The organism is Streptomyces sp. NPDC002309, assembly GCF_053593375.1.
In genome coordinates this window covers 1-26,270 of record NZ_JBSFCI010000057.1, presented here as the reverse complement: position 1 = coordinate 26,270, position 26,270 = coordinate 1, and the positions used below count along the sequence as shown (strand labels likewise).

At 72.3% G+C, this 26,270-nt stretch carries 24 protein-coding genes and 1 pseudogene; 14 read left to right on the top strand and 11 right to left on the bottom strand.

Annotation, left to right across the window (positions count from 1 at the left end; all coding sequences use genetic code 11):
• Window positions 1-8: 8 nt before the first annotated feature.
• Both ACWCPM_RS31945 and ACWCPM_RS31940 read right to left on the bottom strand, forming a co-directional pair.
• Window positions 9-449, bottom strand: a complete 441-nt coding sequence (locus ACWCPM_RS31945; RefSeq protein ID WP_450979755.1) for an SRPBCC family protein — start codon at window positions 447-449, stop codon at window positions 9-11.
• A 67-nt stretch (window positions 450-516) separates the two neighbouring features.
• Window positions 517-1,449, bottom strand: a complete 933-nt coding sequence (locus tag ACWCPM_RS31940) for a polysaccharide deacetylase family protein (RefSeq protein WP_450979754.1) — start codon at window positions 1,447-1,449, stop codon at window positions 517-519.
• A gap of 118 nt (window positions 1,450-1,567) precedes the next feature.
• Between ACWCPM_RS31940 and ACWCPM_RS31935 the strand changes: the two genes are divergently transcribed.
• Complete coding sequence (locus tag ACWCPM_RS31935) at window positions 1,568-2,569, top strand: glycosyltransferase family 2 protein (protein ID WP_450979753.1); 1,002 nt, start codon at window positions 1,568-1,570, stop codon at window positions 2,567-2,569.
• Window positions 2,570-2,602: 33 nt separating this feature from the next.
• Here ACWCPM_RS31935 and ACWCPM_RS31930 read toward each other — a convergent pair whose 3' ends face one another.
• A complete protein-coding gene (locus ACWCPM_RS31930; RefSeq protein ID WP_450979752.1) occupies window positions 2,603-4,669 on the bottom strand; it encodes a SpoIIE family protein phosphatase in 2,067 nt (688 codons plus the stop codon).
• Between the two features lie 158 nt (window positions 4,670-4,827).
• Between ACWCPM_RS31930 and ACWCPM_RS31925 the strand changes: the two are divergent.
• From ACWCPM_RS31925 to ACWCPM_RS31900, 6 genes and pseudogenes are all read left to right on the top strand, one after another.
• Window positions 4,828-5,570, top strand: a pseudogene (locus ACWCPM_RS31925) (PAS domain-containing protein); the annotation flags it as partial.
• A 156-nt stretch (window positions 5,571-5,726) separates the two neighbouring features.
• Window positions 5,727-6,383, top strand: coding sequence for a DNA alkylation repair protein (locus ACWCPM_RS31920; RefSeq protein ID WP_450979763.1), 657 nt, complete (start codon window positions 5,727-5,729; stop codon window positions 6,381-6,383).
• A gap of 14 nt (window positions 6,384-6,397) precedes the next feature.
• Entirely contained in the window at window positions 6,398-6,916 is a 519-nt protein-coding gene (locus ACWCPM_RS31915) for a MarR family transcriptional regulator (RefSeq protein WP_450979751.1), read from the top strand.
• Window positions 6,917-7,025: 109 nt separating this feature from the next.
• On the top strand, window positions 7,026-8,192 hold the full coding sequence (locus tag ACWCPM_RS31910) for a 4-hydroxybenzoate 3-monooxygenase (protein WP_450979762.1): 1,167 nt from the start codon (window positions 7,026-7,028) through the stop codon (window positions 8,190-8,192).
• A 56-nt stretch (window positions 8,193-8,248) separates the two neighbouring features.
• Window positions 8,249-9,937, top strand: coding sequence for a methyltransferase (locus ACWCPM_RS31905; RefSeq protein WP_450979750.1), 1,689 nt, complete (start codon window positions 8,249-8,251; stop codon window positions 9,935-9,937).
• Window positions 9,938-10,116: 179 nt separating this feature from the next.
• Window positions 10,117-10,848 (top strand): DUF7873 family protein, encoded by a 732-nt coding sequence (locus ACWCPM_RS31900; RefSeq protein ID WP_450979749.1) that lies wholly within the window; start codon window positions 10,117-10,119, stop codon window positions 10,846-10,848.
• Window positions 10,849-11,366: 518 nt separating this feature from the next.
• Here the strand turns inward: ACWCPM_RS31900 and ACWCPM_RS31895 are convergent.
• Complete coding sequence (locus tag ACWCPM_RS31895) at window positions 11,367-12,173, bottom strand: endonuclease I family protein (RefSeq protein WP_450979748.1); 807 nt, start codon at window positions 12,171-12,173, stop codon at window positions 11,367-11,369.
• A gap of 233 nt (window positions 12,174-12,406) precedes the next feature.
• Between ACWCPM_RS31895 and ACWCPM_RS31890 the strand changes: the two genes are divergently transcribed.
• Both ACWCPM_RS31890 and ACWCPM_RS31885 read left to right on the top strand, forming a co-directional pair.
• Window positions 12,407-12,967 carry an SMI1/KNR4 family protein gene (locus tag ACWCPM_RS31890; RefSeq protein ID WP_450979747.1) on the top strand — a complete coding sequence of 187 codons (561 nt, stop codon included), beginning with the start codon at window positions 12,407-12,409 and terminating at the stop codon, window positions 12,965-12,967.
• Between the two features lie 489 nt (window positions 12,968-13,456).
• Window positions 13,457-13,660, top strand: coding sequence for a hypothetical protein (locus ACWCPM_RS31885; protein WP_450979746.1), 204 nt, complete (start codon window positions 13,457-13,459; stop codon window positions 13,658-13,660).
• A gap of 123 nt (window positions 13,661-13,783) precedes the next feature.
• On the opposite strand, the gene ACWCPM_RS31880 is transcribed toward ACWCPM_RS31885, so the two are convergent.
• From ACWCPM_RS31880 to ACWCPM_RS31870, 3 genes are all read right to left on the bottom strand, one after another.
• Window positions 13,784-14,572 (bottom strand): S1 family peptidase, encoded by a 789-nt coding sequence (locus tag ACWCPM_RS31880; RefSeq protein WP_450979745.1) that lies wholly within the window; start codon window positions 14,570-14,572, stop codon window positions 13,784-13,786.
• A 194-nt stretch (window positions 14,573-14,766) separates the two neighbouring features.
• Window positions 14,767-17,580 carry a helix-turn-helix transcriptional regulator gene (locus ACWCPM_RS31875; protein ID WP_450979744.1) on the bottom strand — a complete coding sequence of 938 codons (2,814 nt, stop codon included), beginning with the start codon at window positions 17,578-17,580 and terminating at the stop codon, window positions 14,767-14,769.
• Window positions 17,581-17,897: 317 nt separating this feature from the next.
• The gene (locus tag ACWCPM_RS31870) at window positions 17,898-18,545 is read right to left on the bottom strand and encodes a hypothetical protein (RefSeq protein WP_450979743.1); all 648 of its coding nucleotides are present in this window, start codon (window positions 18,543-18,545) and stop codon (window positions 17,898-17,900) included.
• 165 nt (window positions 18,546-18,710) lie between these two features.
• On the opposite strand from ACWCPM_RS31870, the gene gcl reads away from it, so the two are divergent.
• Complete coding sequence (gcl, locus tag ACWCPM_RS31865; RefSeq protein ID WP_450979742.1) at window positions 18,711-20,495, top strand: glyoxylate carboligase; 1,785 nt, start codon at window positions 18,711-18,713, stop codon at window positions 20,493-20,495.
• 222 nt (window positions 20,496-20,717) lie between these two features.
• Here the strand turns inward: gcl and ACWCPM_RS31860 are convergent, their stop codons facing one another.
• The 4 genes from ACWCPM_RS31860 to ACWCPM_RS31845 form a co-directional block, all read right to left on the bottom strand.
• Window positions 20,718-21,380: a TIGR04222 domain-containing membrane protein gene (locus tag ACWCPM_RS31860; RefSeq protein WP_450979741.1), complete on the bottom strand. Its 663-nt coding sequence runs from the start codon at window positions 21,378-21,380 to the stop codon at window positions 20,718-20,720.
• 258 nt (window positions 21,381-21,638) lie between these two features.
• On the bottom strand, window positions 21,639-21,923 hold the full coding sequence (locus tag ACWCPM_RS31855; protein WP_450979740.1) for a hypothetical protein: 285 nt from the start codon (window positions 21,921-21,923) through the stop codon (window positions 21,639-21,641).
• Window positions 21,924-22,475: 552 nt separating this feature from the next.
• A complete protein-coding gene (locus tag ACWCPM_RS31850) occupies window positions 22,476-23,369 on the bottom strand; it encodes a 2-hydroxy-3-oxopropionate reductase (protein WP_450979739.1) in 894 nt (297 codons plus the stop codon).
• A gap of 25 nt (window positions 23,370-23,394) precedes the next feature.
• Window positions 23,395-24,216, bottom strand: a complete 822-nt coding sequence (locus ACWCPM_RS31845) for a TIM barrel protein (protein ID WP_450979738.1) — start codon at window positions 24,214-24,216, stop codon at window positions 23,395-23,397.
• Window positions 24,217-24,393: 177 nt separating this feature from the next.
• On the opposite strand from ACWCPM_RS31845, the gene ACWCPM_RS31840 reads away from it, so the two are divergent.
• The 4 genes from ACWCPM_RS31840 (at window position 24,394) to uraH (ending at window position 26,120) form a co-directional block, all read left to right on the top strand.
• On the top strand, window positions 24,394-24,645 hold the full coding sequence (locus ACWCPM_RS31840) for a hypothetical protein (protein ID WP_450979737.1): 252 nt from the start codon (window positions 24,394-24,396) through the stop codon (window positions 24,643-24,645).
• On the top strand, window positions 24,642-25,004 hold the full coding sequence (locus tag ACWCPM_RS31835; RefSeq protein ID WP_450979736.1) for a helix-turn-helix domain-containing protein: 363 nt from the start codon (window positions 24,642-24,644) through the stop codon (window positions 25,002-25,004). Before ACWCPM_RS31840 ends, ACWCPM_RS31835 begins: the two co-directional genes overlap by 4 nt.
• Before the next feature lie 203 nt (window positions 25,005-25,207).
• Complete coding sequence (gene uraD, locus ACWCPM_RS31830; protein ID WP_450979735.1) at window positions 25,208-25,720, top strand: 2-oxo-4-hydroxy-4-carboxy-5-ureidoimidazoline decarboxylase; 513 nt, start codon at window positions 25,208-25,210, stop codon at window positions 25,718-25,720.
• A gap of 4 nt (window positions 25,721-25,724) precedes the next feature.
• On the top strand, window positions 25,725-26,120 hold the full coding sequence (uraH, locus tag ACWCPM_RS31825; RefSeq protein WP_450979734.1) for a hydroxyisourate hydrolase: 396 nt from the start codon (window positions 25,725-25,727) through the stop codon (window positions 26,118-26,120).
• The last annotated feature ends 150 nt before the right edge of the window (window positions 26,121-26,270 follow it).

Below are 26,270 nucleotides of genomic sequence, written 5' to 3'. Positions count from 1 at the left end.
GGCGCGGGTCACCGCCCCCGCAGCAGCCGGTTCGCCGCCCGGCCGAACACCAGGCGCGACGCGCGCTCCACGGTGCCGTCGAGGAAGGACGGCAGCATGCGTACGCGGAGTTCCTCACGCCAGACGACGTGCGCGCGTCCGCCCGGTCCCGGGCGGACCTCGATCTCCGCCCATCCGCGCATCACCCGTCCGCGCTTCTCCAGCCGGCACCGGCCGGGGGTGTCGTCGCCGGGCGGCTGCCAGAGCGTGACCTCCATCCGGTCGTCGAAGGTGAGCGGCCCGATGCCCGAACGGGCCACGAACTCCGTGCCCTCGCGCGTCGGTCCGGGCGTGAGCACCGTGACGCGGGTCAGCGGGACGACGTCGCCGTGCCGGGGCCAGTCGGTGAGCCGGAGCCAGGCCTCGGGCGGGGAGAGGGGAGCCGTGCGTTCGAGCAGGAAAGTCGCCACGCAGGGATCTTAGGCGGGATGCAGGGCGTCCCGGGGCCGACAGGGCCTGGCCCGGGGCCGACAGGCCCTAGCGGTAGACCTCGCCTGGTTCGGCCCGTCCGGGGGCCAGCAGTTGAGGGACCGTCACGAACACGTACCCGCGCTCCTTCAGGGCGTCGATGATGCCCGGCACGGCCGGCACGGTGCCGTCGTAGATGTCGTGCAGCAGGATGATGCCGTCCCGCTCCGTCTGGTCGAGGACGCGCCGGCGGATCAGGTCGGAGTCCTCGGTCGTGTAGTCCTTGGCGGTCACACTCCACAGGATCTCGGAGAGGCCGAGTTCCCGGGATATCTGGTGCACGGTGTCGTTCGTGCGGCCCTGGGGCGGGCGCATGAGGGTGGGGGCGCGGCCGGTGAGCCGCTCGATCTCCTCGTTGGGGCGCCGGAGCTCCTCCCGTATCGCGTCCGGCTCCAGCTCGGTGAGGATCTTGTGGTCCCAGGTGTGGCTGGCGATCTCATGGCCCTCGTCGGCCATCCGCCGCACCAGCTCCGGGTATTTCTCGATGTGCCGCTTGCCGAGCAGGAAGAAGGTCGCCGGGACCTGCTTCTCCTTGAGGATGTCGAGCAGGCGCGCGGAGTTCTCGCTCGGTCCCGCGTCGAAGGTGAGCGCGACGCACTTGGCGCGCCGGCAGTCGACGCTCCCGAAGCCGGTGGCCTTCGCGTCGGAGACGGTCTGCGCGCGGACCGCGCTCGGAGCGGTGGTCTCCAGGGTCGCGCAGCCCGCGAGGACGGGCGGCAGGCACAGGGCCGCGAGCAAAGTGGCGGCGGCACGGAACGCCGGACCGCGTCTTCGCGTCTTCCCGGTCGGCGCGGACCGCTCGACCGACGCGGACCTCTGGCTTGGCGCGGACCGCTCGACCGGCCCGGACCGCTTGCCCGGCTCGGACCGCTCGGTCGGGTGGGTCGGCTCGGTCTGTGCGAGCGCGCGGGTTCGGCCGCGAGGTCCAGGGCGTGGTGACATGGAGTGAATATATGCTGAGTGTATAGACGGAGTGCATAGTGTGTCCGAGGTCACGCCGTGATCGCCCCGAGCGCTCCCGGAGGTTTTGAGCCCGCCGTACCCTGGCACCCGGCCGGACATGACCACCGCATACGCCGTGGTGATCCCCACGCTCGCCCCCGGCACCCTGGCCGACTGCCTCGGTGCGCTGGCCGCCGCCACCGGCCCCGGCCCGTGCGAGATCGTCCTGGTCGACGACCGGCCCGACCCGGATCCGGACACGCTGGAACATCCGTTGAGCGTCCTCGGCGATCTGCGCGACCGTACGACCGTGCTCCACGGCGCCGGACGCGGCCCCGCCGCCGCCCGCAACACCGGCCTGCGCGCCGTCGCCTCACCCTGGGTCGTGTTCCTGGACGACGGCGCGCAGGTCGGCCCGCACTGGTGCGAGCAGCTCGCCCGGGATCTGGCCACCGCGAGCCCCGACACCGCGGGCGTGCAGGGCGTGATCGCCGTGCCGCCGCCCTGGCTCCACCGCCCCACCGACGCGGAGCGCGACGCGGCGGCCCGGGCACGCGCCCGCTGGGGCACCGTCGACATGGCCTACCGCACCGACGCGCTCAAGCGGGTCCGGGGCTTCGACGAACGCTTCGTGCGCGGCGGGCGGGAGGACGTCGACCTGGCCCTGCGCCTCCTCGACGCCGGCTGGGGCATCCGGCAAGGGCGGCGCACCACCCGGCACGGGGCGCCCCCGGCCGGCCGCTGGGCCTCGCTCGCCGCCCAGCGGGGTCAGGCCGACGACGCGCTCATGCTGCGGCTGCACGGCGCCGGGTGGCCGTACAAGGCGGTGGCGCCGCGCGGCCGTGTCCGCGGGCACCTCGCCGTGACGGCGGCGGGCGTGGCGGCCGGTGTGCTCGCGGCGGCCAGGTGGCGCGCGGCGGCCGCCGTCGCCGCGTCGTTCTGGGCCGCGGGCACCGCCGAGTTCGCCTGGGCGCGCATCGCGCCCGGCCCGCGCACCCGGGACGAGGTGAGCACCCTGGTGGTGACCAGCGTGCTCATCCCGCCGGCGGCCGGCTGGTTCTGGCTGGGCGGACTGTGGCGGCACCGGGGCGTGCGTCCGTGGCGTGACGTGGCGCCGTGAGCCGGACCGCGCCGTGCCCACCGGGCGGGGCGACTACAGGGCGCGGGCGACGAGCAGGGCGACGTCGTCGTGGTCCTCGGGGTGGCGCAGCCCGTACAGCAGGAGGTCACAGGTCTGCTCGAGCGGCCGGTGGGGTTCGTCGAGGAAGGTGAGGAGAGCGTCGAGGCGCTCGTCGATGGGATGGTGGCGGGTCTCGACGAGTCCGTCGGTGTAGAGGATCAGCAGGTCGCCGGGGGCCAGCCGGACCGTGGTGGCCTCGAAGGCGATGCCGCCGATGCCGAGGGGGGCTCCCGTGGGCAGGTCGAGCAGATCGGGGGGGTGGCCGGGACGGGCCAGCGCGGGCGGCATGTGCCCCGCGTTGGCGATGCGGCACTCGCCGGTGCGGGGGTCGTACACGGCGTACAGGCACGTGACGATGTAGTGCTCCAGATCGCAGGTGATCTTGTCGAGGTGCTGGAGCACGGCCTCCGGCGCGAGATCGAGGTCCGCGTAGGCGCAGGTGGCCGTGCGCAGCCGGCCCATGGTCGCGGCGGCGTCGATGCCGTTGCCCATGACGTCGCCGACGACCAGGGCGGTCTTGTCGTCGGTCAGGCCGATCACGTCGTACCAGTCGCCGCCCACCTCGCTGGTGGACTGGGCGGGCTGGTAGCGGGAGGCCAGCTCCAGGCCGGTGTGGTGCGGCGCGTGGTCGGGCAGCAGGCTGCGCTGGAGGGTGAGGGAGGTGTTGCGCACGCTCTGGAACCAGCGGGCGTTGTCGATGGCCACCGCGGCACGGCTGGCCAGTTCGCCGGCCAGCACGACGTCGTCCTGGTCGAACGGCAGCGGATTGTCGGTGCGCTTCAGGTCGAGGGCGCCGAGCACCTCGCCGTGCGCGATCAACGGCACGGCGAGGTACGAGTGGACGCCGGCCTGGGCCAGCAGCGCGCCCGCCTCCCTGTCGCGGGCGATCCGCGGCAGGTCGCGCTCGCCGACGTGCCGTACCAGCACGGGCCGGCCGGTGTGTACGCACAGGGTGACCAGCCGGTCCCCTTCGTAGGAGGCGAGGTCACCGGGAGGGTCGGCGGCACGCAGCGCCACCGTCGGGTGGGCCGCCTTGAGGGCGAGGGCGCGGAACAGCTCCGCGCCGTTGTCCGGCCGCCGGGTGCGGCGGCAGGCCAGCGCCGAGTCCAGGACGTCCACCGCGACGACGTCGGCCAGCTCGCCCGCGGCGATCTCGGCCAGTTCCCGTGCCGTCTGCTCCACCTCCAGCGTGGTGCCGACCCGGGTGGAGGCGTCCGCGATGAGCGCCAGCCGCCGTCGCGCCCGGTCGGCCTCGGCGGCCGCGCGGTGCCGTTCGGTGACGTCGACCACGGAGGTGGCCGCGCCCAGGACCCGGCCGCCGGAGTCCTCCAGCCGGTAGAACGACAGCGACCAGGCGTGCTCGTGCTCGGGGTCCGTCGGCGGCCGGCCCACGTGGTACTGGTCGAGCAGCGGCGTGCCGGTGGCGAGCACCTGACGCAGGCACGCCTCGACGGTGTCGACGTCGGGCAGGTCCAGGACGTCCTTGAGGGGACGGCCGATGTGGTCCTCGGCCGGCACCCCGTCGATCCGCTCCAGGGCCGGGTTGACGAGCAGGTACCGCAGGTCGGGGTCCATGAGGGCGATGCCGATGGGGGACTGGTTGATCAGCCGTTCGCACAGGGCGAGATCGGTCTCCACACGCTGGAGCAGCTGGTGGTCGGCGGCGATGCCCAGGGCGTAGACGTCGCCGAGGTCGTCGAGCAGCCGCATGTTGCGGAACTCCGTCAGCCGGCTGCTGCCGTCCTTGTGCCGGATGGGAAAGGCGCCCGCCCAGCTCCGGCCGGTCTCCAGCACCTCCATGAAGAGCTTCGCCACGGCCGGCAGATCCTCGGGGTGGACGAACAGCCGTGCCGCGTACGTGCCCAGGGCCTCCTCCGCGGTGTAGCCGAAGAGTTCCTGCGCCTGCGGGGTCCAGAACACGATGCGCCCCTGGGCGTCGACCACCACGGCGCCCACGCTCAGCACGTCCAGCAGGCCGATCGGCCTGGGCGACTCCGGGCCGTACTCGTCCCTCTCGGACCGGAAGGATTCGGCTGTCATCGCTGATCCTCCTCCACCTGCGGGCGGAAGTGACGACGTGCCCTTCCATGCTGCCCCCCACCCCAGGCCTTGCCCAGTCCGGGACCCGGGGCACCGGCCGGGACCGTGCACATCGGACCGACTGGCAGGAACATGGTTCGTGTAAAGGATGGCGAGCCATGGAAGCTGCGCGACAGGGTTCCGAACCGCCGGCGCCCCCCGCGGGGCGCGACTATCTCGACGCGTCCACCGACGCGGCGGCGGTGATCTCCGGCACCGGCCGGGTGATCGGCTGGACCTGCGCCCCGAGCAACTCCTCGGGGTCCCGGCCCGGGACGTGGTCGGTGGTTCCGCCGCGCGGCTGCTGGCGGGACCCGTGGACATGCAGCGCGCGAGCGGGGTCGCCGAGCGGTGCCGTTCCGGAACGGGGTGGAGCGGGCGCCTCCCGCTGTGCCATCGCGACGGCCGCCGCATCGACGCCGAGCTGCGGGTCTCCGCCTGCTTCCGGATCGGCTCGCAGGAGTGCTTCCTGGTATCGGCACGCCGGCAGAGCCGGCCGTGGACGGTCGGCCAGAGCGTCCTCGACGGCTTCCTGACGCGCTCGCCGGTCGGTATGGCGGTGGTGGACCTGGACCTGCGCTACGTCTGGTTGAACGACACCCTGGAACGCTTCGGCGGCGTACCCCGGGAGCAGCGGCCGGGCCGCCGGACGAGCGAGCTGCTGCCCGGGCTCCAGGCGGAGACCCTCGAAGGTCTGATGCGCAAGGTGCTGGTCACCAAAGTCCCCGTCACCGACTACGAGTACGTCGGCTGGAGCTGGGCCGATCCGCACCGCCAGCACGCCTACTCGACGTCCTTCTTCCCCCTGGTGGACAGCCGCGACCTGGTCATGGGCGTCTGCTACATGGTCTCGGACGTATCGCTGGGGTGCCCGCCACACCTCCGGCGGGAAGATCATCTGGGCGGAGCAGGAGATCCCGTGAGGCGGCGCCACGGGAGGTCCCCCGTACCCTGACTCCGTGTGCGAGGGAGCGCGCGGGAGTGTGAGGGACAGGAGGCCGTGGTGACCGGGACGACGATGGCGCGGGTGATGGCCGATCTGGCCGCGCTCGAGGATCCGAGGACGCGCGCCGTGAACGAGCGGCACGGTGACGACCACGGCGTGAACCTCGGCAAGCTGCGCGCTCTCGCCAAGCAGCTCAAGACACAGCAGGACCTCGCGCGCGAGCTCTGGGCGACGGACGACTCCGCGGCCAGGCTCCTGGCGCTGCTGGTCTGCCGTCCGAAGGCATTCGCACGCGACGAGCTGGACGCCATGCTGCGCGAGGCACGTGCCCCCAAGGTGCACGACTGGCTCGTGAACTACGTGGTCAAGAAGAGCCCGCACGCCGAGGAGCTGCGCCTGGCCTGGTTCGAGGACCCCGATCCGGTGGTCGCGAGCGCAGGCTGGGCGCTGACGGCCGAGCGCGTGGTGAAGAAGCCCGAGGGCCTCGACCTCGCCGGACTGCTCGACATGATCGAGGCGGAGATGAAGGACGCACCGGACCGGCTGCAGTGGGCGATGAACCACTGTCTGGCCCAGATCGGCATCGAGCACCCCGAGTACCGCGAGCGGGCGTTGGCCGTCGGCGAGCGCCTGGAAGTGCTCAAGGACTACCCGACTCCCCGGAACTGCACGTCTCCGTTCGCCCCCGTCTGGATCACCGAGATGGTGAGCCGCCGGCAGCGGGCATAGCCGGCATATCGTCGGTGTCGTCTTCCGCGCGTACGCGAAGGCGACCGAAGCCGCCGTCGGGGACATCCCCGGGGGGCCGCGGGGCTGCTTCGTGCTCACGGCGGCGGTCCGGGGCGAGGCGAGCAGTCAGCGGTCCCTGGCCGACCGGTTCGGGGGTGGACCGGACGGTGATGACGTATCTCCTGGACGATCTGGAGCGTGCCGGTCCGGTCGAGCGCAGGCCCGATCCCTCCGACCGCAGGAGTCGGCACGTCGTCGCCACCGAGCACGGCGGGCAGCGGTGGGCGGAGCTGTCCCGCCGGGTGTCGCTCGACGGGCGCTTCGATGCCGAGCAGCGCGCAGACGGGCGTGCGGAGCATGGACGCATCCCGCTCGATCCGCGCCGCTGCCCGCGGATCTCCGCCGGATCTCCGTGGCCATGCGCGGACGGTCGGATTCCGCTTCCTGCGCGCAGTTCATCCGCGGGTATGACCGGTGGCACCCTCCCGGCCTCCAGGCCCGGTGAACACCCGCTTCGGAGAACGATTCGCTGATCTTGTACACATTCGAGTGATCATGGTCGGTCCATGGGTTTTTCAGTGGTTAAGATCCGCTGCTGTGACAGGAAGTCAGAACATCCCGCCCGTAGAGGGCGTGGCTGACGTGGTCATTCTCGGCGCCGGGCCGGCCGGCCTGGTGCTCGGAAATCTCCTCCACGCGAGGGGGATCGACTGCGTCATTCTCGAACGTGCGGGTCGTGCGCACGTACAGACCAGGGCGCGCGCGGGGTTCCTCGCCGCCAACACCGTCCGGATCCTGGACCGGCACGGTCTGGCCGAGGGCCTGCACCGGCGGGGCCGTGAGCACGGGGTCTGCGAGTTCCGTACGGACGACGGCCGTTTCCGCCTGGAGTACGGCAGCCTCGGCCGACGCGAGCCGCACACCGTGTATCCGCAGCAGGAGTTGGTCACCGATCTGCTGACGCGCTACGTGGACACCGGCGGCCGGATCCTGTTCGGGGCCGAGGCCGTCTCGGTCCTCGGCGCGGACACCGCGCGGCCCGCCGTCACCGTGCGCGAGGCGGACGGCCGTACCGGCCGGTGGCAGGCCCGGTACGTCGCCGGCTGCGACGGCCGGCGCGGTGCGGCGCGCGCCTCGCTCCCGCCCAGCGCGGTCCGCCACCACCGCCGCGACCACAAGGTGTCCTGGCTCGGCCTGCTCGCCGAGGCACCGCCGAGTCTCGACGCGGTCGGCTACGCGGTGCACAGCCGCGGATTCGCCGGGCACATGGCACGCACCTCCGAGATCACCCGCTACTACCTGCAGTGCGAGCGGGACAGCCCCGCCGACGCCTGGTCGCAGGACAGGATCTGGGACGAACTGGAGCTGCGGATGCGCGCGGCACGGTACGGCCCCCTGAACAGGGGCCCGATCGTCCAGCGCGGCGTCGTCGACCTGGACTCCGACGTGCTCGAACCACTGCGCCACGGCTCGCTCTTCCTCGCGGGCGACGCCGCGAGCGTGATCAGCCCCTCCGCGGCCAAGGGCGCGAACCTCGCGGTGCTGGAGGCGGAACTCCTCGCCCACTCCCTGGCCGACGACCTCCTGCGGGGCGACGACGAAGGGCTCGGCGCCTACTCGGCGCGCTGCCTCACGCACATCTGGCGCGCGCAGGACTTCTCGCAGTGGATGATCCGGCTGCTGCACGGCCGGACGGACCCGGACGGCGAGTCGTCGTTCGACAACTCGCTGCGGCGTTCCCGCATCGAGTCGCTGCGCACCTCGCGCAGCCGGCAGGACTGGTTCGCCGAGAACTACGTCGGCGTCTGAGAACCATGGCACCCCCGTACCGAGACCGCCCGTACCGAAATGAGGATGCCCGCGTGATGACGACGATGCCGGGCGACGAGGTCCGCCTGCGCGCGACGGCCGACTTCGTCAGGGAACAGGACACCGCCACGCTGCTCCCGCTGCTGCTGCCCCGCCTGGACGGCCCCGAACTGCGCGCGCTCGTGGACCGTTGCCGGTTCGCGCACGCCGCGCTGCTCGTCTTCCCTCCGGACCCCGAGGCGCTGCGCGACGCGCTGGCCGGGTGCGGACTCGACACGGACGCCTGCGACCGGCCGAGCGTGGTCGTACGGGAGCGGTTGGCCCAGCGGCACGGACTCGCGGCGAGCGAACTCGACGTGCGGATCCTGCGTCCCGCCGTGGTGGGCCTCGACGGGGCACGCCGTGCGGTGGAGGTGTTCACGCTGACCGTCCCGCCGGGCTCGGAGCTGGCTCCGGTCGCCGCCCACGAGCGGGCCGGGCAGCACGAGGCGCACGTCGCCTTCGAGGTCGAGTGCCCGGATCCACTGGTGCTGCGCGGTCTGTGCGCGGTGCTCGCCCGCCACGGCGCGGTTCCCGACGGCGGCGGCTACAACCCGCACGAGGACGGCACCGTCTTCTACTTCGCCGCGCCGCCCGGCTCCAAGGCCGGGTACCACCGCGTGGAGCTCTATGTGCACGGCGACCACCAGGAAGTGCTGGCGGCGCACCTGGACGAACAGCGCGCGCGACAACCTGCTGAATCGCTCCTGCGCCTGCTGACCGGGGCATGGACGACGCAGGCCCTGGCCGCGTTCGCACAGCTTCGCGTCCCCGACGCCATGGACACGAGCAGCGGAACCGGAGCCGAGACCCTGGCACGGACGGTCGGCGCCGACCCGCGCAACCTGGCGACGCTGCTGCGCTATCTGATGATGCTGGAGGTGGTGGCCGAGGACCGCGGCGGCTACCGGCTCACCGAACGCGGCGCCCTGCTGCGCGAGGACGTGCCGGGTTCGCTGCGACCGCTGGCGCTGATGTACGGCGGACCGTTCTACGAGTCCTTCGCCGGCCTCGGACACACCGTGCGGACCGGAGAGGTCGCCTTCGACCGCCGCTTCGGCGAGAACCACTTCGACCACTTCGCACGCCACCCCGAACTCGCCGATCTCTTCGACCGGTCCATGGCGGCGAGTTCCCGTATGTTCGCACCCCTGCCGACGCATCCGGTCGTCACCGCCGCGAGCCGGGCGCCCGAGCCCAGGACCGTGGTCGACGTCGCGGGCGGCACCGGGGAACTGCTCGGACGGATCCTCACCGCGAACCCGCGTCTGCGCGGAGTGCTCCTGGAACGTCCGCATGTCGTCGACGCCGCCCGCCGCTCCCTCGACGCCGCCGGCTGCGGCGACCGGTGCGCCTACCGGGTGGGCGACTTCGCGGACGTACCGCCGGGCGGCGACGTCTACATCCTGTCGCGGGTGCTGCACGACTGGGACGACGACCGCTGCCGCGAGATCCTGCGCCACTGCGCCCGCGCCATGCCCGCCCACGCCGACCTCCTCGTCGTCGAACGCGTGCTGCCCACCGACGGATCGTTCTCGCTGGCCACCGCCTGGGACCTGCACATGATGTGCAACGTCGGCGGCCGCGAACGCACCACGGCGCACTACGCCCACCTCCTCGGCGGCGCGGGACTGACCCTCGTGGACCGCTCACCGCTGCCGCTGGACGGCAGCGTGCTGCACGCCCGGAGAACCGTCACGCCGTAGCCGGGGTGCTGCGGGCGCGGCGGACACGGCCGGAGACGGACGCGCGGGCGGGCGGGCGGGCGACCGGAGTTCGGTGGTGCGAAGGCGCCGACCGCCCCGCCCGCTGTCCGGAACGGAAAACCGAATGCGGCGCCCCGCCCTCTGTGGAATCGTTCCTGTTGTTCGAAGGGGGGCCGGAAATGGCGAAGTTGAACCAGATCATCGCTGTGGAGAAGGGTGTCAAGAGCAAGTCGCTCCAGGACATCACCGCGGCGCACCAGAAGGTGCAGAAGCCGGCGCTGCTCGCCGGTATCTCGCGTACGTACCAGCCCAAGGACGAGGAGGGCGAGCAGTTGCCGCCCGAGTCCACACGGGTGCAGTTGCAGGCCGAGGACGTGCTGCGGCAGATGTCCGTGTCGCTCACCCGGCTGTTCGACGTGACCGCCACGAAGGACTGGGCGAACTGCGCCGCCCGCGCGGACGTCACCGTGGACGGGCGAACCGTCGTCGCCGACGTCCCGGTCAGCTATCTGCTCTTCCTGGAGAAGCAGCTCACCGACCTGCACACCTTCGTCAAGAAGCTCCCCACGCTCGATTCCGCGGAGTCCTGGTCGCACGACCCGTCCACGGACTGCTGGAAGACCGACCCGGTCCGCACCATCCGTACGAGGAAGGTCCCCCGCAACCACGTCAAGGCGGAGGCGACCGAGAAGCACCCGGCGCAGGTCGAGGTGTACTACGAGGACGTGCCCATCGGGTACTGGACGACCGTGAAGTTCTCCGGCGCCCTTCCGGCGCGGCGGGTGAACGAACTGGCGGAGCGGGTCGAGAGGCTCCAGCAGGCCGTCAAGTTCGCCCGTGAGGAGGCGAATGGTGCCGAGGTCACCGATCAGCGCATCGGTGACGCGGTGTTCGGCTACCTGTTCGGCTGATGCCGGTCGAGGTGGCCCTTGTGATCGCCCCCGCGTGCGAGCGCGGGGGTGCGCATTCAGGCGCGGACCGGACTGAGGACCGGTTCGCGTGATGAGCGCAAGCTGACACTGAAGTTCAGCCTGAAGAACGGTGACAGTGAAGGTTCGAGTCCTTCCCCCGGCACAGCAGCCCTTCACCGGGCCGGGGTAGCCCAACTTGGCAGAGGCAGCCGGTCAATCTCAGACTCTCGCTCCAGTCTCAGCATCGCCGCCGATCGCCGGATCGACCGGGGACGGACGAACGCCGTCGGATGCGAGTTCGACTCTCGCCTGCGCCTCTTGCACGGCGCGGTAGTTCAAAGGAAGAACACGACGGCATGATGACTGATCCGTCCTCTTAAAAGCCGCCGGTGTGCGCAATTGGGTGGCATCCCCAGGGGCCCGGGAGCTGGATACCGCTCCCGGGTTCCGTCACGTCCGGCGCCGGTGCGCATGCGCGTCACTTCCACGGCCGTGAGCCGGGTTTGCCGGCGGTCCGGCTACCAGATCGCCTCGACCCACTCGGGATGGTCGATGAACGGGTTGCGGTTGCGCTGGTACGAGGTGTGGATCACGTCGTTGCGGCGCTCCTCGAACGCGCTCGGCGGGTCCTGCTCGTGCCACTGCTTCAGCACCGACAGCCGGCCGTGGTAGGGGACGCTGCCGTTGGTGGTGGAGTCGTTCGCCTCCAGGTCGGGCCAGCCGTCGCCGCCCTCGTAGCGGACGGCCATGTAGAGGAGCATGCGCGCCACGTCGCCCTTGACGGCGTCGCGGGGCTCGAAGGAGTTGGAGTCGGTGAGGCTGCCGCCGCCGCCGGCGACCGGGCTGCCCCCGTTGTCGAAGTCCTTGTTGCCGCGTATCGAGTTGACCTGGACGTCCTCCGGTCGCAGATGATGCAGGTCGGTGCCCGGACCGGCGGACGTCCCGAAGTCGCCGTGCGACTGGGCCCAGACGTGCTCGCGGTTCCAGTTGCCGGTGTTGCCGCCGTTGAGCGACTTGCTGCGGGAGACGCCCGAGTACAGCAGGATCACGTTGCCGCTGTTGTTCGGGTCCTGGTCGGTGACCTTGAGGGCGTCCCAGACGGCGGAGTAGGAGAGCTTCGTCTGGCTGCTGACGATGGTGTGCAGCGAGGACTTGAGGCTCGGACCCGTCTTGCCGATCGCGTCCTTGTAGTACGTCGCGTCGTACGCGGTCGTGGTGGCCGCCGCCGGGGTCGCGGTCAGCGTCGGTGCGGTGAGACCGGCCAGCACGGCGGAGGTGGCGAGCGCCACGGCCTTCCAGCGGCGGCGAATCTGCGTCGCGGGCATGGGGTGTCCGTTCTACGCGGATTGAACGAGCGGGACATCCGGGAGCGTGACATGGACACGCGGCCCTTGGCGTGAACAAGGTGTGTCGGACAGGTGTCGGTGTCCGCCGGTGCGGACCAACCGGACTGCCCAAAGGCGGAGTTCGGGTCCCCGGAGCACGGTTCGCCCGGCTTCGGAGGAAGCCCCGCTCCGGGGCTCCGGTCTCTGTCGGAGCGCGGTGGTATCCCTACCCCATGAACACTGATCAGGTGGACCCCGCTGAACTGGCCGCGCTTCGGGTCGCGTTCGACGTCGATGGCGGAGTCGAGCCGCCCCTCGGCTGGGAGGCGGTGCGTGCCTTCGAGGCGGAACACGGGATCGTGCTGCCCGAGCCCTATCGGACCTTCGTCGCCGAGACAGCGGACGGTTCGTCGTCCGGGCCGCCGGCGTACGGGCTGCTTCCGCTGGCGGAACTGCCGGACGACTGGGGAGATGACGAGCAGGAACGTGACCTGAGTGAGCCGTTCCCGCTGACGGAGGCATGGATGTGGGAGGAGGAAGCGGGGCCGGCCGACGATGCGGAGGAACTCCTCGCGCAGGTCTACGAACAGGGCTCGATCGTCCTCGGCACCGACGGATGTGCGCTGAACTGGCATCTCGTCGTGACCGGGCCTCACCGAGGGCACGTCTGGCTGATCAGTGACGTCGGCGCCATCCCCTTCGGGTCCGTGTTCGGGTTCACCACCGGAGAGCCCGGCTTCGCGGGATGGGCCCGGCACTGGGCGGAGAACAAGCCCTGGCATGACGCCGTATGACCTTCCGGGAGGGCGGTCGCGGCCGGGGTGCGCCTCGCGCTGGGCGGCGGTGAAACACGGCGCCCCGTTCGCCGCCGATGCGATGACAGACATCCGCCGAGCGGCGGGCGGCCTCCGGGGCGTGCCGGGCCCGGCGACCTTCGGGTCGTCGGTGACCAGGGCCGTGGGTGTCGCCGTTCGCTTTCGGCGCTCAAGGGACGGGCCCGGTGGCCGGGTCCTGCGGCGGTGGGCCGCACGTGGTCAGCGACCGTCTCGGTGGTCGGTGTGTTCGTTCCCGTCCGTCTGCCGGATGCGGCTGCCGTCCGAGGCGTCGGCGTCCATCCGTACCTGCTCGACGCGCGACCGCCGACGACCGGTGTCCCCTCCTCGGTCGCCGGCGACTTGATCCACCCGGCTGCGGTTCGCGGCCCACGCCGCTGTGGCATGTCACCGCGGCGAACGAGGCCGCGACGGCCCATCGTTCCGCCTCCCCACGGCCGCACCTGGCAGGTGAACACCTTCTCCTGCCCGCTCCTCGTCGACCGCTTCCTGGCCGGCGTCTGGCGGCTGCTCGACGGCGCCTTGGTCGTCGAGCCGTTCGGCACCCTCACCCGGGCGCAGCGCGAGGAGGTGGCGGAGGAGGGCGCGCGCGTGCTGAGGGTGCTGTACGAGGGGGCGTCCCACGACGTCCGCTTCGGGACCGTCCTGCCGTGACCGGACCCCGCGCGGGGTGCGACCGTCCCGGCGCATGGAGAGGGGGCGTTGCGGGCCGCTCGTGGAGGCCCGCAACGCCCCCTGGCTTTCATACCTGAGAGATGCTCAGGAAATGTGCGGGTGCTACGAGTTGACCTGGGCGGTGACCAGGCTGGAGAAGGTCGTCAACCGGGTGTAGACGCCGGGGAAGCCGGCCTGCGCGCAGCCCTCGCCCCAGGAGGTGACCCCCGCGAGGACACCCCCGATGAGCAGGGGGCCGCCGCTGTCGCCCTGGCAGGTGTCGACACCGCCGGAGGTGTATCCGGCGCACACCATGTCGCTCGCGACGAAGTCGGAGCCGTAGGAGGCGCGGCAGCCGGCGTCGGACACCGTCGGGACGGTGGCGGTCCGCAACTGGTTGGAGGAGCCGCCGTTCTGGGAGGTGGTGCCCCAGCCGACGATGCGGGCCGTGGTGCCGGCCGCGTACACCGAGGTCTGCGAGGAGGAGACGTACGGCGCGGTGGTGTACGGCATGGACGTCGACAGTGTCAGGACGGCCACGTCGTCGCCGGTGGTGACGTCCGAGTAGCTGGGGTGGATCCAGATCCTGCTGACCCGGCTCACCGTGCCGTTGGTGCCGTTGCGGTACGTGCGGCCGCCGACCACGCGGACACTGCCGGTGGTCTCGCCGACCATGCAGTGGGCGGCGGTCACGACCTTCGTCGGGGAGACCAGGGTGCCGCCGCAGAACTGGTTCTGCGAGGCGTCCGTGATCTGCATCATGAACGGGTACGCGGTCGTGGTGGTGGTCGTACCGCCGACGATGGGCTGCGGGGCGGCGACGGCGGCGGGGGAGGCGAGCAGCGCGGTCGCGGCGGCAGCGGTCGCCGCGACGAGGGCGGCGGTCCTTCTCGCACGGGTGAGCCCGAACATGAGTCTCCTCAAGGTGTTGCCGGTGGGGGGTCGCGCGGGTGGGGGGTGGAGCACGAGGGACTCGGGTCCGACCCCCGTGTGCCCGGCGAGCGGCACGTGCACAAGCTAGGCCGGGACGGATGTCCGTCCCAATGAGGGAACCCCCTAAGGGAGTCGGCGCAGGGATAACCCTCGGTCCGGTGGTTCCCGGCCTCCTACGTGATGTGCCGTCCCGCCGCGAGGCGGACGATGTCCACCCGGGACCGGATCCCCAGCTTGCGGTAGACCCGGGTGAGCGTCGCCTCGACCGTCTTGACGCTGATGAACAGCCGCCCGGCTATCTCCCGGTTGGTGGCGCCCTCCATCACCAGTTCCGCGACCTGGCGCTCCATCGAGGCGAGCCCGTCCAGCACGGCCGTCGCGGGCGCCGCGGGCGGCTGCCGGTCGGGAGCCGCCCCCGCCGCCGCCGCGTCGACCTGCCGCAGCCAGGGCAGCGCCCGGCACCGCCGGAACAACCGCGCCGCCTCGTCGTACGACGTCGGTCCCGGCCCACGCCCGGCCCGCAGCACCGCCAGTTCGAAGGCGGCGCGGGCCTCCTCGAGCCCGTAGCCGAGCTTGCCGAGCCTGTCCTGCACCGACGTCAACTGCACGATCGCCGCCTTGTGTTCGCCGCCCGACGCCCGCACCAGTGCCTCCGCCCGGTCGAGCACGGCCAGCACGCTCTCCCGCCCGAGCCGCAGCGCCTGCTCGCGCGTGCCGTCGATGACGTCCTGGGCCTCCGCGAGCTCGCCGATCCGCACCAGTGCCTCAGCGAGGTCCCCGTGCCAGCGACCGCGCGCCGGGTCGGAGACGCCGAGTCCGTGCTCCAGCTCCCGCACCCGGCGCAGCGACCGGACGGTGCCCTGTGCGTCCCCGGCGACCAACCGGACGTAGCCGAGGGCGGCCAGCGCGCGGGAGACGTAGATCTGGTCGCCGTCCTCCTCGGCGTGCCGCACCGCCTCCTGTGCCAGCGACAGTGCCTGCTCCACGCTGCCGCCGGAGGCCTCGGCGAGCGAGGTGAGCATCGCGGAGGCCACCTCGCCGATGCCCAGGTCGCGGGCCAGGCGCAGGCTCTCGCGGGCGAGGTCGAGGGCGCGCCCGCAGTGTCCGGAGCGCAGTTCCGTCTCGGCCAGCAGCCGCAGGAAGTGCACCTCGCTCTCGACCATCCCGCGCCGCCGGACCTCGCGCAGCAGCGCGCTCACCGTGGTGCGCGCGTCCGGCAACTGGTCGCTCATCAGCAGCCAGCGGAAGCGGGTGGACCCCGCGCCGTTGTGGTGGCACGCCACCTGAGGGTCCTGAGGCTCCTTCAGCGCCCGTTTGATGGTCGCGGGCGCGTCCGGATGGCCCATCAGGGTCTCGGCCTGGGCCTGGAAGGCGAGCGCCAGCAGTTCGGTACGCCGGTCCCCGGCGCGCTCCGCCAGTGCCGCGGCGTGCGCGGCCTCCTCGCGGCCCTCGGCGAAGTCACCCTCGACGACCAGCGCCCGCCACGCAAGCTGGTAGTGGACCAGGCCGAGCAGCCGTGCGTCGTCGCCCGCGTCGGCGAGCGCCTGCGGGAAGGCGGTGTCGACCTCCCCGAGCGCCTGACCGGCCGCCTCGATCACCACCATCCAGGCCCGCACCCGCTCCGCCGGGGCCGTGGCCCGGGTGAGCACCTCACGCGCGATGTCCCGGGCGAGGTCCACCTCGCCGGCGGTGATCGCGTCCTCGGCCGCCTGCAGACGCCGCTCGTCGGGCCCCGGCACGCTGTCGGCGGGGGCGTGCCGCGCGGCGAGCAGTCCGAGGGAGGCGGCCACCGAGGGCGCGCCGCGGTCCCGGGCCAGCATGGCGGCCCCGGCGAGCCGCGCCGCCACCTCAGGGTCCGTGCCGGTCGTCGCCAGTGCGAGGTGCCGGGCCCGCTCGATGGGATCGGAGGCCGCCGTGGACAGCGCGGCGTGCGCGGCCCTTCGCTGGTGCGCGGGCGCCTCCGCGTACAGCGCCGCCGAGACCAGCGGATGCGCGAAGCGCACGGCGGGACCCTCCGGTTCCGTGGCGAGCAGCCCGAGTTCGGCCGCGCGGGCGGTCTCGGCCTCGGCGTTCTCCCGGCCGGCGGCGTGCAGCAGGGACAGCGTGGGCCGGGCGCCCGCGCTGGCGACCAGCAGGGTGTGCCGGGCCTGGGCGGAGAGCATCTCCAGCCGGCTGAGGACCAGGGCCCGCAGCGAGGTCGGCACCGGCAGCGGCTCCCCGGGGCGCGGCGGGGTCGGGTTCTCGGCGAGGACACGGCCCAGTTCCAGCGCGAAGAGCGGATTCCCGCCGCTGGTGCGGTGGATGTCCCGGACCGTGGAGCGCGGCAGGCCCGCGTAGCCGCGGTGGTCGAGCAGCGTGGAGACCTGGGCGCGGGAGAGCGGGCCCAGCCGCACGGCGAGGGTGTCCGGGGGCGTGGTGCGCAGGTGGCGGTCGTACTCCTGCCCGTCGGTCCGTACCGCGCAGAGCATCGTGACGGGCGTGTCGCCGAGACGGCGGGCGGCGAAGCCGAGCAGCTCCGAGCTGGCCGGGTCCAGCCACTGCACGTCGTCCGCGACGACCAGGACCGGCCCGTCGGCGGCGAGCGCGCGCAGCGCGGACAGCACGGCGAGGCGCAGCGCGAGGCCGTCGCGCTGCAGGCTGGACTCGCCGCGGCCGGTGAGCGCCGACTCCAGTGCCGTGCGCTGCGCGGCGGGCAGCTTGCCTGACACCTCGTCGAGCACCAGGCCGAGCAGGTCGGCGAGGGCCAGGAAGGGCAGATGCGATTCGGACTCCGTCGCCGAGCAGCGCAGCACGGTCCGCGCCGCCTCCGCGTAATCCGTGGCCAATGCCCGCAGCACGGTCGACTTTCCTATTCCCGCGGGCCCGTGGAGCAGCACGCTGCCCCCGCGGCCGAGCTGTTCACGCGCCGCCGTGAACAGTTCCTCCTGGCCGATCACCAGCTCGGGGCGGCTTCTGGCAGGCTCCTCGAAGTCCTGTCGCACGGTCACCGCTCCCTCCGAGTGTCGTGTCCGGGCCAAATTCTAGGCAACAACTCATTGAAATCCGGAGGGCCGAGATGGTGAGGGAAATAACAACAGCCATGCATGGGCAAATTCAGCCGACGGTCAGGTGAATGATCTGCCCGTACCGAGGACCGGCCATGCGTGGGCACAGATCCCCGTTCGGGGTAGGGACATCTGCGTCACGGAGTACGCGAGGTGAGCGAGCCGCGAGGAGGACTTCCGCCGACGCGGGCGGGCGACTCCCGGGCGGCTACAACCTCCAGTAGCGCCGCGTCAGGCGAGGCTCGCCCCGTTGCGGCTGGTCAGACGAGGGTGGCGTGCAGGGCGTCGGCGACCTGGTTCACGGGGCGCGGGGTGCCGGTGGGGTCGTCCACGGCGAACAGCGGGACGCCGAGGGTGTCCGCGCGGGCGCGGGCGTCGGCGGTGTAGCCGGAGAGCGAGAAGTACACGCAGCGCACGGACTCCGACATGGCCGTCAGCCACAGGCACTCCACGTCCCGCACCGTCGCCGGGCGCCCGGACGGGTCGACCTGGGCGAGCAGGCCGTGGGCCGACAGCCCGATCCCGGACGGGGGCCGCCGGTCGGCGCGGCGCAGGTCGCGGTGGCCGAGGCGGTGCAGGTAGAGGGCGGCGGCGGTGACCGCGTCGCGGGCGGTGCGCAGGGCGACCGGTCGCGGAGGGCCGACGCCCGGCACCGCCACCGGCAGTCGCAGCACCGCTCCGCAGGGGCAGCCCAGCTCGGGGCGCGGCCATTGGTTGCGCCGGCCGCAGGGCACGCAGGCGACGTCCACCCACTCCTCGTCCCAACTGCGGTGCGTGACGGCCTCCGGCGCGGTGTACGGGTCCAGTGCCGGGCCGGCCGGGGCGCCGCAGGCGCAGGGGTAGGACGGCGCGGTGTAGAGGTGCTCGCGCCGGCAGGCCGGGCAGCGCACCGGCAGGCTCTCGGGCATGGCCACATGGTGCCCCTGTCTCCCCCCGCCTGTCCGTCCCTTGACGGCATTTGACGCCGAGCCATACCCTACTTCCAGATAGTAGAAGTTATTTTCCGCTATACGGAAGTACTACCGGCGGGCGCGACGGGAGTACGCATCCGACAGCCGAAGCAGGAGTACTCAATGGCTCGTATGACCGCTGCCCGCGCGGCAGTCGAGATCCTCAGGCGCGAGGGCGTCAGGGACGCGTTCGGTGTACCGGGCGCGGCGATCAACCCGTTCTACGCGGCGCTCAAGGCGTCCGGCGGCATCAGCCACACCCTCGCCCGCCATGTCGAGGGCGCCTCGCACATGGCCGAGGGCTACACCCGCACCCGCCCCGGCAACATCGGCGTGTGCGTCGGGACCTCCGGCCCGGCCGGCACCGACATGATCACCGGCCTGTACTCCGCGACCGGCGACTCCATTCCGATCCTGTGCGTCACCGGGCAGGCGCCGACCGCGGTGATCCACAAAGAGGACTTCCAGGCGGTCGACATCGCCTCGATCGCCAGGCCGGTGACCAAGATGGCGGTCACCGTGCTGGAGGCCGCGCAGGTCCCGGGCGTCTTCCAGCAGGCGTTCCATCTGATGCGCTCCGGCCGTCCCGGCCCGGTCCTCGTCGATCTGCCGATCGACGTCCAGCTCACCGAGATCGAGTTCGACCCGGAGACGTACGAGCCGCTGCCGGTCTACAAGCCGGCCGCCTCCCGCGCCCAGATCGAGAAGGCGATCGGGATGCTGAACGCCTCCGAGCGCCCGCTGATCGTCGCGGGCGGCGGTGTCATCAACGCCGACGCCGCCGAACTCCTCGTGGAGTTCGCCGAGTTGACCGGGACCCCGGTCGTGCCGACCCTGATGGGCTGGGGCACCGTCCCCGACGACCACGAGCTGAACGCCGGCATGGTGGGCCTGCAGACCTCTCACCGCTACGGCAACGCGACGTTCCTGGAGTCCGACTTCGTCCTCGGCATCGGCAACCGCTGGGCCAACCGCCACACCGGCAGGCTCGACGTCTACACCGCCGGCCGGAAGTTCGTGCACGTGGACATCGAGCCGACCCAGATCGGCAAGATCTTCGCACCCGACTACGGCATCGCCTCGGATGCCAGGGCCGCGCTGGAGCTGTTCGTCGAGGTGGCCCGGGAGCTGAAGGCGGCGGGCACGCTGCCCGACCGCTCCGCCTGGTCCGCCGCCGCGCAGGAGAAGAGGGCGACCCTCCAGCGGCGTACGCACTTCGACGACATCCCGATCAAGCCGCAGCGCGTCTACGAGGAGATGAACAAGGCCTTCGGCCCGGAGACACGCTATGTCACCACCATCGGCCTCTCGCAGATCGCCGGCGCCCAGATGCTGCACGTCTACCGCCCGCGGCACTGGATCAACTGCGGCCAGGCGGGACCCCTCGGCTGGACCGTTCCGGCCGCGCTCGGCGTCGCCAAGGCCGACCCGGAGGCGTCCGTGGTCGCCCTCTCCGGCGACTACGACTTCCAGTTCATGATCGAGGAGCTGGCGGTCGGCGCCCAGCACCGCATCCCGTACGTGCACGTCCTGGTCAACAACGCCTACCTGGGCCTGATCCGCCAGGCGCAGCGGGCCTTCGAGATCGACTTCGAGGTCAATCTGGAGTTCGAGAACCTCAACTCGCCGGAGCTCGGCGTGTACGGCGTCGACCATGTCAAGGTCGCCGAGGGCCTCGGCTGCAAGGCGATCCGGGTGACCGACCCCGGCGAGCTGGGCGCGGCCTTCGAGCAGGCCAAGAAGCTCGCAGCGGAGTTCCGGGTGCCGGTCGTCGTCGAGGTGATCCTGGAGCGGATCACCAACATCTCCATGTCCGGCACGAACGACATCAGCAACGTCGTGGAGTTCGAGGAGCTCGCGACGGAGCCCGGTCACGCGCCGACGTCGATCAGGACGCTGAAGGTCTGACGCGGTCCGGATCCGCGGGGCGGTTGGGATCCGCGGGGCGGCCCGGCTTTGTTTGGCGGGTCGGGCCCGTGGAGCGGTGAGGCTCCGCTTGGCGGGTCGGGCCCGTGGGGCGGTTCCGATCCACTGGGCGTTCGGATCCACTGGGCGGTTCGGGCCCGCGGGGCGACTCAGGCGGGGCGGCTCACCCGACGGGGTGGGGCGCCTTCGCCGTCGCCCCGGTGCTCAGTCCCCGCCGCCCCCGCCCCCGCCGCCTCCGCCGCACCCGAACCCGCCGCCTCCGTGGTGGTGGCCGCCACCCCCGCCCGGCTCGTGCCCCTCCTCCGCGCCGAAGGCGCGGCGCAGGTCGTTGCCCCGGCCGAAGGGGAAGCGTCCCTCGTCCGCGAGGGCGCCTCGGCCGTCCAGCCCCGAGGCGCGGGTGAAGTGCGGTACGAGCACCCTCAGGGCCCGGCCGCCGTGCAGCGCGACCGCGAAGAGCATCTCCTCGTCCGTGAGGTCGTGCGGCGCGGGGGGAAGCGCGTGCCGGGCGCGCAGGACGGTGAGGTGCCGGCGTCCCGTGCGGGTCGGACCGGGCAGCCCCGCGCGCAGCAGCCCGTGCGCGGTGAGGTCCCCGCGCATCCGGCTCAGGGCGAGGCGGACGGCCGCGCGGTGCGGCAACTCCCTTATGCCCGACGGACGGTGGAGTCCGACGCGGACCGCCTTCTCCAGCGGGTGCTCGGGAGCGGGGAAGGCGGCCGCCCTGCGCAGGGTGCCGGGCCGTCCCGCTTCGACCAGCCCCCGCAGATGCAGACCCAGCACGGCGACCGTGACGGCACCGCGCGGGCCTCCCCGCAGCAGGCCGGCCTCGTGCGGCCCCAGCCGCCCGGCGTGTGCTTCCTGGTGCGTCACCACCCACCCCCGTGACCCGGGACCCGCCGCCCCCGTGCCGGCGGGTCCCGGCGTACGAGGGGTATGTGCCCGCCCCGGGGCGCACTCGAAGCATGTCGGAACGTCTTCAGAGGTGGATTTGAGGATGTCGTACCCCGCGTACGCCCCCTGGCGTACGGGGGGGGGGCCGGCCCGCGCCGGGCGGACGGCGATGTCCGTGCCGCTCCGGGCGCCCGCGCTGCTGAGGGGCACCTCTGCTGCTCAGGAGGGCCGTGCTGCTCAACGGTGACCGTGCTGCTCAGGGTGCCCGTGGTGTTCGTGCTGCCCGTGGTGCTCGTGGTGTTCCGACAGGCCGGGCCAGTCCTCCGGGCCGCCGCCCTGCCACTCGATGAAGTCGGTGTCCTCCACGTCTGTCACATAGAGGTCGGCGAGCCGCAGGATCTCGCCGACGTCGTCCAGGTGCGTCGCGACGCCCAGTGTCTCGTGGCCCTCGGTGACCCGCCGTGAACCGTCCAGGGCCGGCGGATGCACCACCACGTGCGGGTGCTCCGGTGCATGTCCCATGCCTTCAGGGTGCTGCGGCCGGGGCGGTTTCGCACGCCCGTGCCCGGCGGTCCCGGGCGCGGGAGAGCGCCGGGCGCGACAGGACGTTCGCGCCGCCGGACGGAGTCCGTGTGGCCGGGACCGCGGCGGACGGCGACAGCACCGGTTTCCCCTCCCCTCAGGTCGAAGAAGGAGTTCCGGGGCCTTCACCACCGCACTGGCTCGCACGCCGCCGCGGTCCTCGCCCCGCCCGCCCGGCCGCCGGTCGGCCACCCAGCATCCGGGTCGCCGATGGCCTGGCGGGCTGTGCGTCCGGATGCCCGACTTCACGTCAGAGGCCGGACGCGGCCCTTGGGTTCAGCTCTCGGGCCGCCTCCTGGCGCGCTTGCCGTGTTCGGGGCGGCGGCGTGGAACAGAGGCCCGCTTCGTGGAACGTCCGAGCGATGGAGCCCGGGTGCGGGGCGATCTCGACCTCAACCGTCTGTCGAGGTCGAGACGGGTTCCGGGCGGCGCCCCCGCCTGGGCGCGACAGGACAGGTGTCGGCGGCGGCGCCGCCCGGAGGTCTCGGTGGGTCAGACCCGGGCGCCGGACAGACGCTCCACGGCCCGCAGCAGCGCGGAGTGGTCCAGGCCCCCGTCGCCCTGTGCGCGCAGGGAAGCCACCAGTTGCGCGACCACGGCGCCGACCGGCAGTGCCGCGCCGACGTCGCGCGCGGCGTCGGTGACGATGCCCATGTCCTTGTGGTGCAGGTCGATCCGGAAGCCCGGTGTGAAGTCCCGGTTCAGGAAGTTGTCCTTCTTCCGGGTCAGCACGGTCGAGCCCGCGAGTCCGCCGCCCAGCACGTCCAGCGCCGCCTTCAGGTCCACGCCCGACTTCTCCAGGAAGACCACGGCCTCGGCGCACGCCTGGATGTTCACGGCGACGATCAGCTGGTTGGCGGCCTTCACGGTCTGCCCGGAGCCGTGCGGACCGCACAGCACGACGGTCCTGCCCAGCGCCTCGAAGATCGGCTCCGCCCGGTCGAAGTCGGTCTGCTCGCCGCCGACCATGATGGACAGCACCGCCTCGACGGCCCCTGCCTCACCCCCGGACACCGGTGCGTCGAGCACGCGGATGCCCTTGTCGCGGGCGGCGGCGGCGAGGTCGACGGAGGTCTGCGGGGTGATCGAGGACATGTCGATCAGCAGGGCGCCCGGCCTCGCGTTCTCCAGGATGCCGTCCGGCCCGTACGCGACGGCCTCGACCTGCGGTGACGCGGGCACCATGGTGACGATCACGTCGGCGTCACGGACGGCCTCGGCGATCGAGGCGGCGGCGGTGCCGCCGGCGGCGGCGAGCCGGTCCAGCTTCTCCCGCTCCAGCGTGAAGCCGGTGACGTCGTACCCGGCCTTGATCAGGTTCTCCGACATGGGGGAGCCCATGATCCCGAGGCCGATCCAGGCGATCCGGGGAAGGGTGCTGCTCATGATGGGGTGCCTTTCGGTGACGGGGTCAGCGGGGCAGCCAGTCGAAGGTCGCGGCGCTCGGACGGTCGCCCGGCTTGTACTCGAGGCCGACCCAGCCGTCGTAACCCGCCTTGTCCAGCCGGTCGAGCAGGTCTTCGAGGGGCAGTGAGCCCGTTCCGGGCGCTCCTCGGCCCGGGTTGTCGGCGATCTGGACGTGGCCGGTGCGCGCCGCGTACTCCTCGATCACCGTCGGCAGGTCCTCGCCGTTCATGGACAGGTGGTACAGGTCCATCAGGAACGTGGCGTTGCCCAGCCCCGTCGCCCGGTTGACCTTGTCGACGACGCCGATCGCGGCCGGTGCCGACACCAGCGGGTACAGCGGCGACTCGGGCCTGTTGAGGGCCTCGATCAGCAGCACGGCGCCGATCCGGTCGGCGGCGCGGGCCGCCAGGACCAGGTTCTCCAGGGCGAGCGCGTCCTGCGCGGCCGGGTCGACGCCCTCCACGCGGTTGCCGTAGAGCGCGTTGAGTGCCGGGCAGCCGAGGGACGCGGCGAGGTCGGCGGCCACGTCGACGTTCGCGCGGAACCGCTCCGACTCCTCGCCGGGAACCGACAGGGCGCCGCGGTCGGGGCCCGGCAGCCGGCCGGCGTAGAGGTTCAGCCCGGTGAGCTGGACGCCCGCCTGCTCGATCGCCCGCTTCAGGGCGTCGAGTTCGGAGCGCTCGGGCGTGGGGGAGTCGACCCAGGGCCACCACAGTTCCACCGCGGTGAAGCCGGCCGCGGCGGCCGCGGCCGGGCGCTCCAGCAGCGGGAGTTCCGTGAAGAGGATCGACAGGTTGACGGTGAAGCGCTGGTCCGCGAGTCCCATGGGGGTCGACGCTCCCTTCCTGTCACTGTTTCCGTATAGTGGAAGCAACTTTCTGCTTAACGGAAGAGTGCCTGCGTCGGGTGACGGCTGTCAAGGCCGGTCGGCAAGGGCGCCTCCCTCGGATCCGGTGCCCGCGCGGGCTGCCCGGGAGGTGGTGGGGCGCGTTAGGTTGAGCGCGTGCGACTGAGAGTGGAATTCACGACCGAACCCTTCGATCTCGACGAGGCGCCCGCGCACGCGCTGGTGGCCCGCGAGGTGATCGAGGCGGCCGCGCTGGACGCCGTGGACGTCGGCCCCTTCGGCAACACCGCCGAGGGCGGGGCCGGTGAGGTGCTGGGCGCCGTGGACGACCTGCTGCGCAAGGCCCTCCAGGCCGGCGCCACCCGGGTCTCGCTCCAGGTCAACGTGGTCGGGGAGGGCGACGGGTGACCGGCAACGAGTCCTTCATCGCCGCGGTGAAGCCGCTGGTCGACGCCATGGGCGGGGTGCTGATAGCCCCGGACGAGGCGAGCGCGGACGACGTCGTACTGGCTTGGGAAGGCGTCGACGTGGTGGGTGTGCGGCTGCCTCAGCTCGCCGACTCCCTCGACCACATCCTCGCGGCCATGGAGCGCAAGCAGGGCAAGCCGCTGTCCGACCTGGACCGCAGGTCCAAACAGGAGGTGGTGCGCGTACTCGAGGCGCGGGGCGCCTTCTCGGTGCGGCACGGTGTGGAGACGGTGGCGGGCGCCCTGGGTGTCAGCCGGTTCACCGTCTACAACTACCTGAACCGCGACAAGCAGGCCTGACCGGGGCATCCGCTCCGGTGTGCGGACCGTACGGACCGCCGTCCCGTGCCATGCGGGGACGGCGGTTTTTGCCGTCCGAATTTTCAACAAACTGTTGACGCGATGTTCCGGAGGGCGTTAGCTGTCCGCAGCCCGTCCAGTCCGCAGCCCGTTCCCTACGAAGGCCGTTCGGTACGAAGGCCGACAAGGCCACGGAGGCTCACGTGACGTCCACTTCCACGCCGCCGGGCCTGGCCCGCTTCAACGCACTGGAGGAGCACACGGCCCGCGCCGCGCTGCGCGAGGCGTGTGCTTCCACGGCCTGGGTCGACAGGCTCCTCGCCGCCCGCCCCTACGCCACCACCGAGGATCTCCGCGCCGCCGGCGATGCCGCGACGGCCGGGCTCACCAGCGGGGACCTCGACGAGGCGATGGCCGGACACCCGCCGATCGGCCGCCCCGAGCCGGGCGACCCGACGTCGGCCCGGGAGCAGCGCGGCATGGCGGACGCCTCCGCGGAACTCCGGGCGGAGATGCTCGAACTGAACCTGGCCTACCAGGAGAGGTTCGGCCATGTCTTCCTGATCTGCGCCACCGGCCGCACCGGGGAGCAGATGCGCGACGCGGTCAGGGAACGCATCGGGAACTCTCCCGAGCGGGAGCGGGAGATCGTCCGCACCGAGCTGGGGAAGATCAACCGTATCCGGCTGGCCCGACTCGTCGAAGAGGACGCCTGACACCATGAGCACCAGCGCCACCGCCTCCGTGTCCACGCACATCCTGGACACCTCCGTCGGCCGCCCCGCCGAGGGCGTCGCCGTCCGGCTCTCCGCCCGTGCCGGACGCGCGGCGGACTGGACGGCGCTCGGCGGTTCCGCGACCGACGCCGACGGCCGGTGCAAGGACCTTCCGGCCCCGCCGGACGGAACGACCCACGTACGGCTCGACTTCGCCGTCGAGGCGTACTTCGAGAAGAAGCAAGCCGATGCGCAGCAGGACGCCCCCGCGAACCGGGACGGCGGACCCGGTGTGTTCTTCCCGGAGGTGGCGATCACGTTCGCCGTCGTGCCGGGCGAGCACTACCACGTGCCGCTGCTGCTCAACCCGTTCGGCTACTCCGTATACCGAGGGAGCTAGCAGACGTGACTCCACCCACGCGTAAACGCGCGGGCTTCCTGTGTCGGTGGCTAGACCACGTCGCAGAGGGCCAGCCCGGCCCTGTTGAGGACGTTCGCTGCGCCGACGTGGTCCGCGTTCGCCGCGAACCCGCACGCCGTGCACTGGAAC